The organism is Saccharopolyspora sp. NPDC049357 (assembly GCF_040677225.1).
GTDB lineage: Bacteria > Actinomycetota > Actinomycetes > Mycobacteriales > Pseudonocardiaceae > Saccharopolyspora.
In genome coordinates this window covers 14,452-30,530 of record NZ_JBFAQJ010000041.1, presented here as the reverse complement: position 1 = coordinate 30,530, position 16,079 = coordinate 14,452, and the positions used below count along the sequence as shown (strand labels likewise).

Below are 16,079 nucleotides of genomic sequence, written 5' to 3'. Positions count from 1 at the left end.
CATGTTCCTCCGTCGCATACTCCCCGTCCTCGGGGTGGCGCTCGTGGCGTTGTCCGGCTGCGCGGTCCCCTCCACGACCACCGGCTCGGACTCCTCGGGTTCCGCGCAGATCATCCCTGAGCTGGCGCCGGGCCAGAAGGTCTCGATCCGCTGGGAGAGCTACAACCTGGCCAGTGCCGGGATCTTCGGCAAGACCGCCAACGACCTCGTCGCCGAGTTCGAGAGGATGCACCCCAACATCGATGTGGAAGCCGTCCCGCCGCAGGGCGGCGTGGGCGAGATCGTGCAGAGCGTGCAGCGGCAGGTCGTCGCCGGGAATCCGCCGGACGTGAGCCAGCTGACCTTCGCCGGCCTCCGGTACGCCGCCAGCGATCTCGGCGCGCGGCCGATCGACGACCTCGTCGGCGAGGACGCCGTGCAGCAGCAGCTCAACTCGGGTCCGCACCCCTACAACCCGCGGGCGGCGACCCTCGGCGACGTCAACGGCAAGACCTACGGCGTTCCGTACGTCTTCTCCACCCCGATGCTGTTCTACAACGCCGACCTGTTCCGCAAGGCCGGCCTCGACCCGAACAAGCCGCCGAAGAACTGGGACGAGGTTCGCGCCGCCGCCCAGGCCATCGGGGCGCTGCCGAACACCAACGGTGCGTCCATCGCCTGCCTCGACCCGCCCCAGGACGGCGAGTGGTGCCTGCAGGGCATCATCCGGTCCAACGGGGGCCGGGTGCTGTCCGAGGACGCGAAGAACATCACCTGGGCCGATCCGCAGTCCACGCAGGCGATCACCATGCTGCAGCAGCTCGCCCAATCCGGGCCGCGGTCCATGCCGAACATCACCGGTACCGACGGTCAGGACTCGTTCCTGCGCGGAGAAACGGGCATGCTGCTGACCTCGTCGGCGCTGCAGAACACGATCCTCAAGTCCTCGGCGGGCAAGTGGGAGGCGCGTGCCGCCGCCCTGCCGGGCTTCGGTGACACCCCCGCCGTGCCGACCAACTCCGGTTCGGCGTTGTTCATCCTGTCCGAGGACCCCGCCAAGCAGCGCGCCGCGTGGGAGCTGATCAAGTTCCTGACCAGTGCCGAGAGCCAGACGACCATCACCGAGAACATCGGCTACGTCCCGCTGCGGAGCTCGCTGGTCGAGGACCCGGCCCACCTCAAGGGATTCGCCGACGCGCACCCCGGGTTCGTGCTGCCGAACATCGCCCAGTTGAACCGGCTGGAGCCTTGGGTCTCCTACCCCGGCCCCAACTACCAGCAGATCCGAACCGGGTTCGCCCGGGCCGTTGAGGACGTCGTCTTCCACGGCGCGGACCCGCAGGCAACGCTGAGCGCGGCGCAGACCGCCGGACAAGCTCTGATGCCGAAGAAATGACCGATCTCATCGACCGTCCCGGCGCGCTGCCGGGTAGCGGGCGCTTCGTGGAGTCGGCTGCGCCGGCTCCACGGGGCGAGCGTCCGCTCCCGGTGGCCCGCCGGCCGCTGTCACGCCGCTTGCTCGACGGGTCGGCGCCGTACCTCTACCTGGCGCCTGCGCTGGCCGCACTGCTCGTCTGGGTCTACTCGCCCCTGATCCAGACCTTCCAACTCTCCTTCTACGACTGGAACCTCATCCCGACCTCACCGGCGCACCCCGCCGGCTGGTCGAACTACGGTGAGGCGTTGAGCCTGCCCGAACTGGGCCAGGCCACCGTGAACACCCTGCTGTACCTGCTGGGCCTGCTGCCGTTCACCATCGTGGTGCCGGTGCTGGTCGTGCTGGCCTCGCAACGGATCCACGGCCGGGCGCGGGCGTTCTACCGCACGTCGATCTTCGCCCCGTACCTCATCGCACCGGTCGCCACGGCGATCATCTGGCGGTGGCTGCTCGACCCGGGTGGCGGCCTGATCAACCAGGTGCTCGAGTTGGTCGGCATCGGCCCGATCTCGTTCCTGCGCGACCCGCACTACGCGTTGTGGTCAATCGTCGTGATCGTCGGCTGGCAGCTGCTCGGGTTCGCAGTGCTGGTGGTGTCCGCCGGGCTCTCCGGCATCGACGAGGACTACGCCGCAGCCGCGCGCACCGACGGCGCAACCGAACGCCAGGTGGTCGGGCGGATCACGCTGCCGCTGCTGTCACCGACCCTTCTGTTCATGACCACCCTGACCATCCTCTCCGCCGCGCAGATGGTCTTCCCGATGATCCAGATCCTCACCCAGGGCGGTCCGGGCGGCTCCACGAGCAACCTGTACCACTTGCTCTACGACACCGCGTTCGGCTCGTTCGACGTCGGCCTCGCCTCGGCGGCGAGCGTGCTGTTCTTCCTGGGGTTCGGGCTGGTCGCCTGGGGTGCGGTGTGGCTGATGGACCGCTGGAGCTTCCATGACGACTGACGTGACCCGGTCCGGGCGGTTCGGCACCTTCGCCGGCCACCTCGTCCTGACCCTCATCACCGTGTTCAGCCTGGCGCCGATCGCCTGGATGTACCTGACCGCGCTGCGACCCCGCGACGACGCGCTCGACCGGTCGGTCCTGCCCAGCGGGCTCAGCCTGGAGAACCTGCACTCCGCCGCCCAGCTGCTGCCGTTGGGCGGCCTGATCGGCAACACCGCCCTGATGGCCGCCGGCGTGGCGACCTGCCAGCTGTTCACCGCGCTGCTGGCGGCCTACGCCTTCGGCCGCTGGCGCTTCCGCGGCGAACGCGTGCTGTTCCTGGTGTTCGTCGCCACTTGGCAGGTGCCGTTCCAGGTCACCATGCTGCCGAACTACGTGCTGCTGTCCCAGCTCGGTTGGCTGCAGACCCTGACCGGCGTCATCGTCCCGCAGGCCGCCGCCCCCTTCGCGGTGCTCCTGCTCCGACAGCACATGCGGTCGTTCCCCCGCGAGTTGCTCGACGCCGCGCGGATGGACGGTCGCTCGCACTGGAACACGCTCTGGACCGTCGTGGTGCCCTCGCTGCGCGGGCCGCTGTCGGCGTTGGCCATCCTGTTGTTCGTGACCGCTTGGAACGAATACTTCTGGCCGCTGCTCGTGCTGTCCGAACCGAACACGGTGGTGCAGATCGGACTCCAGAGCCTGATCACCGAGGCAGGCACCGACTACGGTGCGATGATGGCTGCCGCCGGTGCCCTCTGCCTGCCGATCCTGGCCGTGTACCTGGTGCTGCAGCGGCAGGTCGTCAACGCCTTCATCCGGTCGGGTCTGCGGTGAACGCCGCCCGGCAGAACGGCCGCCCCAGCGGCCGAGTCCCGTTGTACCGGCAGGTCGAGGCCGAACTCCTCCGCCGGATCCGGGCGGGCACCCTCAAACCCGGCGAGCGGCTCCCCACCGAGCCGGAACTCGCCGCCGAGTGGGGCGTCAACCGGCTCACCATCCGCCAAGCCATCGGGGAGTTGGCCCGAGCCGGACACGTGACGGTTCGGCAGGGATCCGGCACCCACGTGGCCGCGGAGCAGCTCACCGTCGAGTACGCGCTCCCGACGTTGGCGTCCGCGGACGCCGACGTCGGGAGCGCCACCGCGATGCCGATCCCCGGACAGGAGGACCAGACCGAGACGCTGGTGGAAGTGTCCGAACAGGACGCGTTCCCCGCAGCGCAGGAGGCGCTTGGCCTCTCAGAGCCGCTGCTGCGGGTGGACACCCTCGTCGAGGCCGGAGGTCAGCCGCTGCTGATGAGCAGCTATTGGCTGCACGCCGAGCGATTTCCCGGCTTCGCCGGTCACCTGGCCGATCGCATCGCGCCCCTGGAGGTCCTTCGCGAGCACTACGGCGTCAACCTCCGGCATGCCTGGCGCGCGTTGACCGCGACCCTGGCGTCCAGCGCGGACGCCACGCTGCTCGACATCGTGCCCGGCAGCCCGGTCATGTTCCGCGAAGGCGCCAACGTCGACGAGCAGCGCGTTCCGACCCTCTACCTCCAACGCCGAATACGCGGTGACCGCATCAAGTTCACCATGAACTACAGCACCGCGTAGGAGCCGAGTTCGCCACTTCCGCTTCCCCGGCATCGCCGAGGTGGCGCCGATCCGCGGCGCCACCTCGGCGATCAGGAAGTGGTGATCGAGCGACGGTGGAACCGCCCGCAGGCGAGCACCGCTGACCTCCGCGCGACCTCGGGGCCTTCAGCTGCCGTGCAGCTCGTCGAGGAGCGCGAAGCCGTCCTGGATCCACGCCAGCTCGGTGCGGGCGCGGGCGATCAGTCCGTCGTAGGCGTAGATCTTGTAGCGGACGGTCAGCTCTGCCTCGCGCTCGTCCAGCTTGGCGATCCGCGCCGCCAGAGTGGGGTGAGTGCGGTCGGCGAGGGTCGCCCGGGTGTCCTCGAGCATCGCCAGGTGCTCGTCCCAGTACGCCTGCTGCTGCCGCAGCTGCTCACGCACCGCCTCGGGGTCGGCGAAGTCGAAGTACGCGGCCTTCAGGTAGGCGGGGTCGCGCTGCCACTGCGGCACCAGGGGCGATTCCATCCACTCCTGGAACTCGGCGAGGCCCGCGTCGGTGACGTGGTACTCCTTCTTGGTCCCCTTCTTGCCCCAGGGGACCTCGACCGAGGTGAGCAGCCCGTCGCGCTCCATCCGGTTGAGCGCGGGGTAGATCTGCGAGTCCGGGGCGTGCCAGACGTGCGCGACCGAGCGGCTGAAGCTCTTCGAGATGTCGTAGCCGGTCATCGGACGCCCCGTCAGCAGCGCGATCAGCGCGTACCGCAGCGACAAGATGGCCTCCCTTCCGGATCAGCCACGCTATCCACCCTTGCCAACTCACTATATCCATAGATAGCTTGTGGCTCACGCAACAGATACCTCTCTTCATAGGGAGTTGGCCAATGACGCTCACAACCCCCGCACCGGTGGCAACCGCAGCACCGACCACGGCCGCGGCGAAGATCTTCAACCACCCCCGCAACGCCTGGTACGTGGCGGCCTGGGACCACGAGGTCACCGGCAAGCGGCCGCTGGCGCGCACCGTGGCCGGTGTTCCGCTCGCGCTGTGGCGCAACGCCGAGGGGCGCGCCGTCGCACTCGCCGACGCCTGCTGGCACCGGCTCGCACCGCTGTCGCAGGGCAAGATCCTCGGCAACGAGCTGCAGTGCCCCTACCACGGCCTGCGCTACAACTCGACCGGTCGTTGCACCGCCATGCCCGCGCAGGAGACGATCAACCCGAGCGCGGTCGTCCCCTCCTACCCCGTCGTCGAGCGCTACCGCTACGTCTGGGTGTGGGTGGGCGACCCCGACCTCGCCGATCCCGCCACGGTGCCCGACATGCACCAGATGGACGATCCGTCCTGGGCGGGAGACGGCGAGACCATCCACGCCGACTGCAACTACCAGCTGGTCCTCGACAACCTGATGGACCTCACCCACGAGGAGTTCGTGCACTCCTCGAGCATCGGCCAGGAGGAGCTCTCCGAGTCCGAGTTCGACGTGACCCACGAAGGCGACACGGTCACCGTCACCCGCTGGATGCGCGACATCGACGCCCCGCCGTTCTGGTTGAAGAACATGCGCGACAAGTTCCCCGGCTTCGAGGGCAAGGTCGACCGCTGGCAGATCATCAGGTTCCAGGCGCCGGCCACGATCTGCATCGACGTCGGTGTCGCCAAGGCCGGCACCGGCGCGCCCGAGGGGGACCGCAGCCAAGGCGTCAACGGGTACGTCATGAACACGATCACCCCCGAGACCGACCGCACCAGCCACTACTTCTGGGCGTTCATGCGCAACTACCGCCTCGACAGCCAGACCATCACCACCCAGCTGCGCCAAGGCGTGCACGGCGTCTTCGGCGAGGACGAGGACATGCTGCGCGCCCAGCAGCGCGCGATCGACGCCAACCCGGAGCACGCGTTCTACAGCCTCAACATCGACGCGGGCGGCATGTGGGTCCGCCAGATCCTGGAGCGGATGCTGGCGGCCGAAGGGCGGCCGTCGGCGGCTCCCGCTGCGGGCCGGGGTGCCTGATGGCGGCCCACTCCCAGTCCCGCTGGCAGCGGGCGCAGGTCGTCGAAGCCCACCTCGTGGCCGATGGTGTCCGCCGGATCGTGCTGGAGGTCGAACACCCCGAGCACGCGGCGCCCGGCACGCACGTCGACGTCGCTCTGCCCGTCCAGGGCCGACAGCAGGTCCGCTCCTACTCCGTCGTGCGATCCGAGGAGGGGGGCCGGCGGATCACGCTCAGCGTGCAGCTCTCCCCCACCTCGCGAGGTGGTTCGCAGGCCATGCACGCATTGGCCGTCGGTGACGAGCTGACCGTCACCGGGCCGGTGCAGAGCTTCCCGCTCGCGGTCGGCGCCGGTCGTTACGTCCTGGTCGCCGGTGGTATCGGCGTCACCGCACTGGTCGCGATGGCCTCGGCTCTGCGCCGCCGCGGCGCCGACTACGAGCTCGTGCTCGTCGGCCGCAGTCGTCGGGTCATGGCCTACCTCGACGAGCTCGGCGCCGAGCACGGCGATCGGCTCCGGGTGCACGTCGACGACGAAGGAACGCCGTTGTCGGTGCCCGGTCTGGTCGGCGAGATCGCCGCGGCGCCGAACGCGGCCACGACCGAGCTCTACACGTGCGGCCCGATCGGCCTGATGGACGCGATCAGGTCGAGCTGGACCGAGCACGCGCTCGCGCGGACCAACCTGCGGTTCGAGACCTTCGGGTCCAGCGGCCGGTTCGAGTCCGAGGAGTTCGTGGTCCGCCTCCCCCAGCTCGACCGGGAGGTCGCCGTCGCACCCGACACGTCGATCCTGGACGCCCTGAACGCGGCCGGGGTGGACACGCTCTCGGACTGCCGCAAGGGCGAGTGCGGACTCTGCCTGGCCAAGATCGTCGGGGTCGAGGGCGCAATCGACCACCGCGACGTCTTCCTCAGCGAAGCGCAGAAGCAGCGCTGCACCAACCTGTGCCTCTGCGTCTCCCGCGCGGTGGCCGGCAACACCGGCGACCGCGCATCCGTCTCCCTCCACCTCACCTGATCCGGGCGCAACGGATCCCTCACCACTGGATACTTCCATGACTCTCACGGCACGCATCGGCGCGGCGCCCATGTCCGGCTACCAATGGCTGATCGTCGCGCTCTGCACCTTCATGAACTGCCTCGACGGCTTCGACGTCATGGCGGTCGCGTTCACCGGCCCCTCGGTCACCGAGGAGTTCGGTCTCAGCGGTTCCCAGTTCGGACTGCTGGTCTCGGTCGGCCTGATCGGAATGGCCCTGGGTTCGATGCTGCTCGCGCCCTTCGCCGACCTGATCGGGCGTCGCCCGCTGATCCTGATCAGCCTCGCCTTGGGCACGATCGGCATGTTCGGCGCCGCGATGGCCCCCTCGGTGCTGGTGATGGGCCTCTTCCGGCTCGTGACCGGCATCGGCGTGGGCGGCATCCTGGCCAGCACCAACGTGATCGCCAGCGAGTTCTCGAACACGAAGAACCGCGGGCTCGCCATCGGCATCTACACCGCCGGGTACGGCATCGGCGCGACCCTCGCGAGCCTAGTCGCGAAGACCACGGTCGGTGGTGACTGGCGGATCGTCTTCTACGCCGGCGGCTTCGGAACCCTGCTCGCCCTGATCGTCATCGCCGTGCTGCTGCCCGAGTCGATCGCCTTCCTCGAGCAGCGCCGTCCCCGCGGCGCCCTGGAGCGCATCAACCGAACCCTGGCGCGAATGGGGATGGACTCCACCAGCACGCACGACCTCGACCGGGCGAGCTCGGCTCGCAAGGACGCCGAGCAGGCCGGTTCGGGCTGGTTGAAGCAGCTGCTCGCCCCCACGATCCTGCTCTGGATCATCTTCATCACCATCATGTTCGGCTTCTACTTCGTGAACAGCTGGACCCCAACGCTTCTCGCCGAGGAGGGGCTTTCGAAGAGCGCTGCGGTCACCGCCGGGATGGCGATCTCGATCGGCGGCACCGTCGGCTCAGTGCTCTACGGCCTGGCCGCCCGGGTGCGCCCGCCGCGGGTCGTGCTGATCGGGTTCTCCCTGCTGTCGGCCGCGATGATGGTCGTGTTCATCCTGAGCACCTCGATCCTGTGGCTCGGGTTCGGGATCGGCGTCATCGTCGGCGCGCTGATCAACGGCTGCATCGCCGGTGCGTACACCGTCGGGCCACCGCTGTACCCGTCCAACCTCCGCAGCGTCGGCATGGGCTGGGCGCTGGGCATGGGCCGGATCGGCGCCATCCTCTCCCCGACCATCGCGGGGCTGCTCAAGGACGCGGGCGCCTCGGCGACCCAGCTCTACGTCGGCGCCGCCGCAGTCGTCGCGCTCTGCGCGGTCGCCCTGGTCGCAGTGCGCAAGCACGACCCGGAATCCACCCCGGCGGCCGAGGAACCGGCCACGGCCTGAGGAATCCTGACCTGGTCCGCCGCGAAGTTCGTGCCCCACACGAGATCGGGTGTGGGGCACGAACTTCGTCGCGTCGGCCGGGGGAAGCCGACGTCGCCCTCGACGTCGCCGCGGCAGATCTACCGCTGGGCGGCCAACGCCTCCGTTGCGGCTGCGCTGCGGCTGGACTCGTTGAGCAGGCCGAAGGAGAAGCCGAGCACCGCCCACATGCCCGCGAGCTCGGCGAGCGAGGCGAGCCGGAACTGCCACAACAACGCGGCGGGAACGTCGGCCGGTATCGGATCGGGGTTCGCCGGCCAGGCCCACAGCGCAACGCCGGCGAGCACCGCTGTCGCTGCCGCGGTGGCGGTGGTGGACCGGCTCGGGTTCCACCCGCGGGCCCGCAGGTAGCCGTGCAGGTGGTGGGCCGCGAGCACGATCAGGACGCCTGCGGCGATGAACGAGAAGTACGACAGCGTCCGGCCCGACACCGACTCGGTTTCACCGACGCCGGGCGGATTCGCCGGGTACTTCAACGCGGGCAGCAGCGACACCGCGAAGAATCCCACCGCGGTCAGCTGGAGGCTGCGCCCGAAGTCGGTGCGCGCGGTCATCCGATGACGGACGCTGGCGAACACGACCGCGAAGATCACGCCGATGGCCACCCCCACCAGGACGGCGGCGACCATGCCGCCGACCACCTGGACGGGCCGGGAGAACATCTCCTCGTGCGCGTGCTCACCCGAGGCGTGCGAGCGAGCTTCCTCGATCCCGAGCGATGCCTGCAGCGGGGCTTGCACCAGCAGCAACGAGAACAGCGCTGCGGTCAGACCGGCGAACGCTCCGGCGAGCAGACCGCGCCGGAGGACAGCGTTGAACGGCGAGCTCATCACGCCCCCGCTCAGTGGCACGGAACGCCGAGGGCGTGCCTGCCGTCGTGGGTGAACTCGTGCACGACATCGGCGGCCTGCGCGAGCAGGAGGCCGTTGTCCTGCAGCACGACGTACAAGGCCACCAGGGCGAACGCGGCGAGCGCCCAAGCCCAGGCAGGAACGTGGATCCGCGGTGCGGCAGCGGACAGAGCAGGAGCGGTCATGTCGAATCCTCTTTCCATCTCTCGTGGAACTCGGTGCGTGCCGCAGCCGGTCTCCTGGCTTCCGGATCGACGCTTCCCCTGGCCTTCCCAGTCACCTGCCGGTGTCCAGTGGCGCTGTCAGGGTCGCTCCCCGGTCACAGTGGCGAGGACCACGCCGGATTTCCACCGGCTTCCCGTGCACTGCGGCATCCGGAACGGTAGAGGGAGATCCGCGCGGGCACAACAGCCGATCAAGCGACGAACGTCACCGCGCGCCTTGCGCACGACCGTTGTTCAGGTGCAATGACTTCGTGGACGATTCGACCGCTCGCCTGCTGGACCGATGCACCCGATCCCTCGCTCGCGCACCCGAGCATCCCGGAAAGCTCGTGCCGTGGGCGGAGTTCTGCCGTCCGCTTTCAGGCCTGCTCTCCTGCAACGTGCGGGAATGGCAACGGCTGGGCGGTTTTCAACACCACCGGGCCGCAACCGTTCTCGTCGCCTTCCGCGCGTCCTGGCTCGCGTTGTGCGCGACGGTTCCTGAACGCCACCTGGGTTTGCCCATCCCCTCGCTGGCCACCGCACGAGCCGCGGTCGACGACCGGGGGATGCTGCGGGGCCTCGTCCTCGATCCCCAGAACACCGAACACGCCTGGTGGGCCACCGTTTCCGGTTTCCTCTCACCCCTCACCGAAGGACTGGCCTCCCTGGGCGGCCCACCACCCGACAGCGACCAGTACTGGGGCAACGCCGTCGGCTTGATCGGTGAAGTGCTCCGGCGCATGGCCATCGACGGAGCCGGCGGGAACGTCTTCGACACCGCCGTCGAACTGCGCAACGCCACCGGACGCGACGACCTGCTCGACCTCAGCAACACACCACGCGGTCTGCGCTCCCGGCGCCGAACCTGCTGCCAGCTGTGGCGCGCCAACGCCGGCTGCTGCACCGAGTGCGTGCTCCACAACGCACCCCGATCCAGGCGGACCCAACGCGGGTGAGCCTCGAACCGATCAGGAGACCGGGAGCCCGACGAGGGCGGCTGCGGCGCCGAGTCCAGCGCAGATCGCCAGCACCCTCAGCATCGGCCAGCGCAGGGCGAACACGAGCACGAGGGCGATCGCGGTGATGGCGGCTGCGACAGGCCGGATGCCGGCCAGATCGGGCAGGTTCAGCGACAGGGGCCCGAGCTGCTGGAGATGCGTGCTGGCGAACAGGGTGTGGCCCGCGAAGTACAGGGCGAGGTTGGCGATCACACCGACCACAGCGGCGGTGATCCCGGTCAGCGCGGCCGACAGCGCGTGGTTGTGGCGGAGGCGTTCGACGTGCGGGGCGCCCAGCAGGATGAACAGGAAGCACGGCACGAACGTCACCCACGTCGTCAGCAGCGCACCCAGCACGGCGGCGACCCACGGGTCGAGCGTCCCTGGATTGTTGTACGCGCCGAGGAAGGCGACGAACTGCACCACCATGATCAGCGGCCCCGGAGTCGTCTCGGCCAACGCCAGGCCGCGCACCATGTCCGAGGCCGACAGCCACCCGTAGACCTCCACGGCGCGCTGCGCGACGAAGGCCAGAACGGCGTAGGCGCCACCGAAGGTGACCAGTGCCGTTCCGGAGAAGAACACCCCCTGCGTGGTGAACACGCTGCCCGCACCGGTGAACAGGGCGACCGCTGCGACCGGCAGCCCCCAGGCGATCAGCCCGACCGCCAGGATCTGCAGCCCGCGGCGCAGCGAGGGCGTCTCGTGGTGCAAAGCGCCATCGGAGATCAACGGTGCCGTGCCGTCAGCGGCACCGTCGCTCTCGGCGCGGTTCATGATGTGCGGGGCGAACCGGGCCAGCAGCCAGCCGGTCAGACCGGCGGCGGCGATGACGATCGGGAAGGCGATGCCGAACACGGCGATGGCCACGAACGCCCCGACGGCCAGCGCGATGAGCGCGGGATGGCCCAGCGCCCGCCGACCCACTCGGACCACGGCCTGGGCGACGATGGCCACCACCGCCGGTGCCAGGCCGGCGAAGATCGCGGTGACCGCGGTCGTGTCACCGAAGGCCACGTAGATCGCCGACAACCCGAGCAACGCGACCACACCGGGAAGCACGAACAGGACCCCGGCGACCAGGCCACCGCGCAGACCGTTGAGCAACCATCCGATGTAGATGGCCAGCTGCTGAGCTTCTGGACCGGGCAGCAACATGCAGTAGTTCAGCGCGTGCAGGAACCGCCGCTGACCGATCCAGCGCTTCTGCTCCACCAAGGTCCGCTGCATCACCGCGATCTGCCCAGCAGGCCCACCGAAGGTCTGCAACGAGATCCCGAACCACGTGCGCACCGCCTGCCGGAACGGCACCAGGTCGGTGTCGGGCCGCGGCGCTCCCTCGGTCGCATCAGGGTTGGCGTGCTCGTTGCGGCCGTGGGCCGAGTCGTGCGTCATCGACGACCATTCCTCCAGTGGGGGCGTGAAAAGCCAGGTTTGTCAGGCAGGTTCGCGACCGAGAAGGGTCGCGCGGCGGTAGTACTCGTAGAGCCCGTCGAAGATCGGCCGCGTGTGGACCAGCACCTCTTCGTCGTCGCAGACCATCGACAAAGCCCGCAGCGCCACGTCGAAACCAGGTGCTTCGGGAGCGTCGTAGCGCTCGTCGTCGATATCGGCTTCGTGGATGATCTCGGCGATGCGCCACAGCACCGGATCGGTGATCTCGTAGCGGCGCAGGATGGTCTCGAAGCTGCAATCGCCGTGGTGGTGCGACAGTTCGACCCCGCGCATGTCGAACGGCGTCGCGTCCTCGGGCACGTCGGCCGGGTCGGCGACGAACACGAACTGCGCATCGGCGTCGACCGCGCGCCGGATCAACCAGGCGCAGGCGGCTCGATCGATGTGAATGTTCGCTCGCGTGGCCCACTTCATCGCGCCTCCCGATCCACTTCGGCCACTGGCCGCACCAAGGCGTCGACGGCCTGCCGGGCGTGGTCGCGCTCTTCGGGCGGGAAGTAGTCGCGTCGGGTCACCCGGCGCAGCTCGGCTCGCAGCCGCCGCGCGGCCGACGTCCGCCCGCCCTCGTCGAGACCAGCCGCCTGGCCGGCCTCGGCGATGATCGCCCGGTACTCCTCCGAACGTGCCGCGGCCATGCTGCCGGCCAGCTCCCGCTCCTGCGCCGAAGTCGCGGGCCGAGCCGTCCAGATGCCCGCCGTCCCACCGGCGTCGATGACCTCGTCAGCGAGCCACTCCAGGTGCTCCCGCGTGCGAGCATCTGCGGGCAACCCGACCACACCATCAGCGAGCTGAGCCACACCCAAGCGCTTGAGCTTGCGCCACACCGCGATCCGCCGCGTTGAGGGTTCCCGCGGCATGCGGTACGACAGCAGCACCCACTCCCCCGGCGAGCCCCCGGCACTGTCCAACGTCATGCAACCAGGGTTGCATTGCAACCACGGTTACAGCAAGACTCGTGGCGGGTGCGACCACTTCGTGGGACGGCCCGAGCGTCAGCGCGGTGGATCGTGGGTGTGGGGCGAGCTGGATCAGGGGCGTTGTCGGCTGTTCACCGGGCTCCGACGTCGCCGCTGACCCTGGCCAGGCGGCGGAATGCCTCGGGACCCGCTTGAAACGCGCCTGACTCGATCTCGTGGATGATCCGGGTCAGTTCCGCGTTGAGCGGTGCTTCACGCCCGATGCTCCGGGCCGCTTCGACGACGCCGCCGTTGATGACGTCGACCTCGGTCGGACGGGACCGCTGCAGGTCCTGGAGCATCGACGCCTTGGTGGGTCCTGCCCGGACCATGAGCCGATCGAGGGCGTCCTCGGCGGCCGCGCGGTCGGTGGCGTCGCGGGTGACCAGCTGATCGGCGGGGGTCGCGAACACCTCCCCCAGCGTCATGCCCAGGGCGCGGGCCGTGTCGTAGCCCTCGCGCCAGAGCTGCAGGCCCACCTCGCGCCCGACCGGGTCGGCCACCACGTCCCGGTACAGGCAGCCGCCCGCTGCGCCGAGGCCCGAGAAGGTGCTGTTGAGCAGGAGTTTCGTCCACACCTGGCTGGCGATGGTGGCGGTGCTCTTCGCTTCGGCGATGGCCGCGAGGATCTGTCGCAGCCTGGAGAGCCGTTCGGTGCTGCTGCCGTCGAGCTCGCCGACGACCGTGGGGGCGTCGGTGGTCTGCTGCAGGTGCCCGGGACCGAGGTTGGTCGCTCCCCACTCGATCAGACCGACGATCAACCGGTCCCGCCCGACCAGGGACTGCACGAGGTCGTGGACCAGGCCGTTGCCCAGCGCGACGTAGGTGTCCACCAGTCCGGCCTCGACCAGCGGTGTGACGGCAGGCCGCAGCGCGAGGGATTTCACGGTGAGAAGCGCGAAATCGAAGTGCCCTGCCAGTTCCGCCGGGTCCGAGACAGCCTGCAGGCGGCGGCGCGAGACCTGGCCGTCGACCTGCTCGAACAGCAGTCCCGGGTCGCGAAGCGAGGTGACGTGCCGGTGGTCGGCGTCGAGCACCGTGACGTCGTGGCCCGCGCTGGTCATCTGCGCGGCCGCGACCCCGCCGATCGCGCCGCCTCCGACGACGATGATGCGTTCTGGCATGTTCGCTCCTTCGAGGTTCAGGTGGCGCGGGCGAGCGCGCCGGGCACCGGGGGGATCGCATGCGGTGGACAACCGCAGGTGGTGCCGATGTGGAGTTCGTAGGGCCGGATGGATTCGCGGGTGGGCCCTCCCGCGCCATCGATCCGGCGGATGAGCTGGTCGACGGCCAACTCCGCCATGTGCCGGCGGGGAACGCAGATGGTGGTCAGCTCGGCCAGCATCGAGGCGGGCGGGAAGACCCCGTCGATGCCGGTGACGGCGACGTCCTCGGGGATCCTGATCCCGTTCCCGCGCAGGCTTCCGATCACGCCGGAGGCGATCGCGTCCGATCCGCAGACGATCGCGCGGGGAACATCGCCGGTTTCGATCAGGTGCTGGGCCGCGTGGTTGCCGCCTTCGGCGGTGAGGCTCGTGGTGAACCGGCGGTGCGACGGCACCGGGGCGCCGAGCCGCTGCGCCGTGGCGACGAACGCCTCCGCCCTGCTGCCCGACGACGACGAGTTGTGCGGTCCGGTCACCACCGCGAGGTCGGTGTACCCGTGCTCGACGACGTGGCGCAGGATCTCCTCGGCCGCTGAGACGTCGTCGATGCCGATGAAGTCCGCGGGCAGGTCGGGGATCCGGCGGATCAACTGCACGAAGGGCATCCTGGCCCGGCGCAGCCGCCGGACGATCCCGCCGTCGTCGGGGTGCAGCACCGTGAGCACGATGCCGTCGACGCGCCGGGTGATCATCGCCTCGACGACGCTCGCCAGCGTCTCCGGGCTCTCCTGGGTGTGGGCGAGGAAGACCTCGTAGTCCTGGCCGCGTGCCGCGTCGATGGTGCCTGCCGCGACGTCGGCGTAGAAGGGGTTGTCGATGTGGGCCAGGACCAGACCGAGCACGCGGGTGCGGTCGGCGTCGAGCTTGGCGTGGTGGCGTTCGAGCGGGTAGCCCATCTCGCGCGCGATCCGCAGCACGCGTTGGCGCATCTCGGCGGACACACCGCCACGGCCGTTGAAGACGTAGGAGACCGTGGCCGGGGTGACCCCGGCTTCCCTGGCGACGTCCGCGGCGGAGACCCGGAGGGCTCGGACGCCCGTCTTGCGCCCGTGGTTGCTCGACTTCATGCCGGTAGCCTCCTCTCCGTTCGCCTCGGGGGACAGCGCAGGCCGAGCCCTCACCGCAGCTGGTCGCGCCGCTCGACGAGATCGATCTCCCCGAGTTCCTGGCGCAGCCGGTCGAGCCCGGCGTAGGCGCGATCGCGGTAGCGGGCCACGTCGGTGCCGACGCCGTCGTCGAACTCGTAGAAGCCCTGCCCGGTCTTGAGCCCGTGCCGTCCCCGTTCGACCTGGTCGACGAGCATGCGCGGGGTGCCGATGCGGTCGCCGTAGGCGGCTTCCAGCGTCGTGAACCCGTCGCGGTACACGTCGAGGCCGGCGATGTCGGCGATGGCGAACGGGCCGAAGAACGGCAGCCGGAAGCCGAAGGAGTTGCGGACGACCTCGTCGACCTGAGCCGGGTCGGCCACGCCGTCCTCCACCAGGCGCGCGGCCTCCCGGAACAGCGCGTACTGGAGCCGGTTCGCGACGAACCCCGGGGAGTCGCCGACCACGGTCGGCACCTTCCCGATGGCGCGCAGGAAGCCAACGACGTCCTCGACCACCGACGGACTCGTCCGGACTCCCGAGATGACCTCGACGCTGGGCACGAAGGGAGCCGGGTTCATCCAGTGCACCCCGAGGAACCGCTCGGGCGCGGTCACACTCGTGGCCAGCTCCCCGATCGGGATCGCCGAGGTGTTCGTCCCGATCACGACCTCCGGTCCGACTGCGGTCGAGATCCGTTCCAGGACCGTCCTTTTCACCTCGATCCGCTCGGGGACCACCTCGGCGACGTAGTTGACGTCGACCAGCGCCGAGTCGAGCGACTCGGCAGCGCGCAGGTGGGCCCGAACGGCGTCGGCCATCGCTGCGGGGAGCAGCCCGTCAGCGGCGAACTCGTCCGCCTCCTCGTGCAGCTCCCGCACCCGCTCCCGCGACCGCTGCGCCGACTCGTCGACGACGACGCAGTCGATGCCGCGAGCCGAAAAGGACTGGGCGATACCGCCGCCCATGTACCCGGCGCCGACCACCGCGACGCGCACGTCGTGGTTCGCCATCTGCCCG

At 69.7% G+C, this 16,079-nt stretch carries 17 protein-coding genes and 1 riboswitch; of the genes, 8 read left to right on the top strand and 9 right to left on the bottom strand.

Annotated features, from left to right (window positions below; genetic code table 11):
- The first annotated feature begins 1 nt into the window (after position 1).
- Genes AB0J91_RS26805 through AB0J91_RS26790 form a run of 4 tightly spaced genes read left to right on the top strand, consistent with a single transcriptional unit; the run spans position 2 to position 3,954 of the window.
- Positions 2 to 1,375, top strand: a complete 1,374-nt coding sequence (locus AB0J91_RS26805) for an ABC transporter substrate-binding protein (RefSeq protein WP_363874085.1) — start codon at positions 2 to 4, stop codon at positions 1,373 to 1,375.
- Positions 1,372 to 2,373, top strand: coding sequence for a sugar ABC transporter permease (locus AB0J91_RS26800; protein WP_363874082.1), 1,002 nt, complete (start codon positions 1,372 to 1,374; stop codon positions 2,371 to 2,373). Before AB0J91_RS26805 ends, AB0J91_RS26800 begins: the two co-directional genes overlap by 4 nt.
- Positions 2,363 to 3,190, top strand: coding sequence for a carbohydrate ABC transporter permease (locus tag AB0J91_RS26795; protein WP_363874079.1), 828 nt, complete (start codon positions 2,363 to 2,365; stop codon positions 3,188 to 3,190). The genes AB0J91_RS26800 and AB0J91_RS26795 overlap by 11 nt, the downstream gene beginning before the upstream one ends.
- Positions 3,187 to 3,954, top strand: coding sequence for a GntR family transcriptional regulator (locus tag AB0J91_RS26790; protein WP_363874076.1), 768 nt, complete (start codon positions 3,187 to 3,189; stop codon positions 3,952 to 3,954). Before AB0J91_RS26795 ends, AB0J91_RS26790 begins: the two co-directional genes overlap by 4 nt.
- Before the next feature lie 147 nt (positions 3,955 to 4,101).
- Here the strand turns inward: AB0J91_RS26790 and AB0J91_RS26785 are convergent, their stop codons facing one another.
- Positions 4,102 to 4,686, bottom strand: a complete 585-nt coding sequence (locus tag AB0J91_RS26785) for a PadR family transcriptional regulator (RefSeq protein WP_363874073.1) — start codon at positions 4,684 to 4,686, stop codon at positions 4,102 to 4,104.
- A gap of 110 nt (positions 4,687 to 4,796) precedes the next feature.
- Here AB0J91_RS26785 and AB0J91_RS26780 point away from each other — a divergent pair, with 110 nt between their 5' ends.
- Genes AB0J91_RS26780 through AB0J91_RS26770 form a run of 3 tightly spaced genes read left to right on the top strand, consistent with a single transcriptional unit; the run spans position 4,797 to position 8,303 of the window.
- Positions 4,797 to 5,930 (top strand): aromatic ring-hydroxylating dioxygenase subunit alpha, encoded by a 1,134-nt coding sequence (locus AB0J91_RS26780; RefSeq protein WP_363874070.1) that lies wholly within the window; start codon positions 4,797 to 4,799, stop codon positions 5,928 to 5,930.
- Positions 5,930 to 6,931: a PDR/VanB family oxidoreductase gene (locus AB0J91_RS26775; protein ID WP_363874067.1), complete on the top strand. Its 1,002-nt coding sequence runs from the start codon at positions 5,930 to 5,932 to the stop codon at positions 6,929 to 6,931. The genes AB0J91_RS26780 and AB0J91_RS26775 overlap by 1 nt, the downstream gene beginning before the upstream one ends.
- 37 nt (positions 6,932 to 6,968) lie before the next feature.
- Entirely contained in the window at positions 6,969 to 8,303 is a 1,335-nt protein-coding gene (locus tag AB0J91_RS26770) for an MFS transporter (RefSeq protein ID WP_363874063.1), read from the top strand.
- 119 nt (positions 8,304 to 8,422) lie between these two features.
- Here the strand turns inward: AB0J91_RS26770 and AB0J91_RS26765 are convergent, their stop codons facing one another.
- Together AB0J91_RS26765 and AB0J91_RS26760 are read right to left on the bottom strand one after the other, a co-directional pair.
- Positions 8,423 to 9,172, bottom strand: a complete 750-nt coding sequence (locus tag AB0J91_RS26765; RefSeq protein ID WP_363874060.1) for a CbtA family protein — start codon at positions 9,170 to 9,172, stop codon at positions 8,423 to 8,425.
- 11 nt (positions 9,173 to 9,183) lie between these two features.
- A complete protein-coding gene (locus AB0J91_RS26760; protein WP_363791368.1) occupies positions 9,184 to 9,378 on the bottom strand; it encodes a CbtB-domain containing protein in 195 nt (64 codons plus the stop codon).
- Positions 9,379 to 9,404: 26 nt separating this feature from the next.
- A riboswitch (cobalamin riboswitch) is annotated at positions 9,405 to 9,578 on the bottom strand.
- Between the two features lie 90 nt (positions 9,579 to 9,668).
- Here AB0J91_RS26760 and AB0J91_RS26755 point away from each other — a divergent pair.
- A complete protein-coding gene (locus AB0J91_RS26755) occupies positions 9,669 to 10,355 on the top strand; it encodes a hypothetical protein (protein ID WP_363874057.1) in 687 nt (228 codons plus the stop codon).
- Between the two features lie 12 nt (positions 10,356 to 10,367).
- Here AB0J91_RS26755 and chrA read toward each other — a convergent pair whose 3' ends face one another.
- The 6 genes from chrA to AB0J91_RS26725 all read right to left on the bottom strand — a co-directional run bounded on the left by chrA (position 10,368) and on the right by AB0J91_RS26725 (position 16,072).
- Positions 10,368 to 11,792 carry a chromate efflux transporter gene (gene chrA, locus AB0J91_RS26750; RefSeq protein WP_363874054.1) on the bottom strand — a complete coding sequence of 475 codons (1,425 nt, stop codon included), beginning with the start codon at positions 11,790 to 11,792 and terminating at the stop codon, positions 10,368 to 10,370.
- Positions 11,793 to 11,834: 42 nt separating this feature from the next.
- Entirely contained in the window at positions 11,835 to 12,266 is a 432-nt protein-coding gene (locus tag AB0J91_RS26745) for a chromate resistance protein ChrB domain-containing protein (protein WP_363874051.1), read from the bottom strand.
- The gene (locus AB0J91_RS26740) at positions 12,263 to 12,766 is read right to left on the bottom strand and encodes a Chromate resistance protein ChrB (protein ID WP_363874048.1); all 504 of its coding nucleotides are present in this window, start codon (positions 12,764 to 12,766) and stop codon (positions 12,263 to 12,265) included. Before AB0J91_RS26740 ends, AB0J91_RS26745 begins: the two co-directional genes overlap by 4 nt.
- A gap of 134 nt (positions 12,767 to 12,900) precedes the next feature.
- Positions 12,901 to 13,932 carry a 2-dehydropantoate 2-reductase gene (locus AB0J91_RS26735; protein WP_363874045.1) on the bottom strand — a complete coding sequence of 344 codons (1,032 nt, stop codon included), beginning with the start codon at positions 13,930 to 13,932 and terminating at the stop codon, positions 12,901 to 12,903.
- A gap of 17 nt (positions 13,933 to 13,949) precedes the next feature.
- Entirely contained in the window at positions 13,950 to 15,041 is a 1,092-nt protein-coding gene (locus AB0J91_RS26730; RefSeq protein WP_363874042.1) for a LacI family DNA-binding transcriptional regulator, read from the bottom strand.
- 50 nt (positions 15,042 to 15,091) lie between these two features.
- The gene (locus AB0J91_RS26725) at positions 15,092 to 16,072 is read right to left on the bottom strand and encodes a 3-hydroxyacyl-CoA dehydrogenase family protein (protein WP_363874039.1); all 981 of its coding nucleotides are present in this window, start codon (positions 16,070 to 16,072) and stop codon (positions 15,092 to 15,094) included.
- Positions 16,073 to 16,079: the final 7 nt, after the last annotated feature.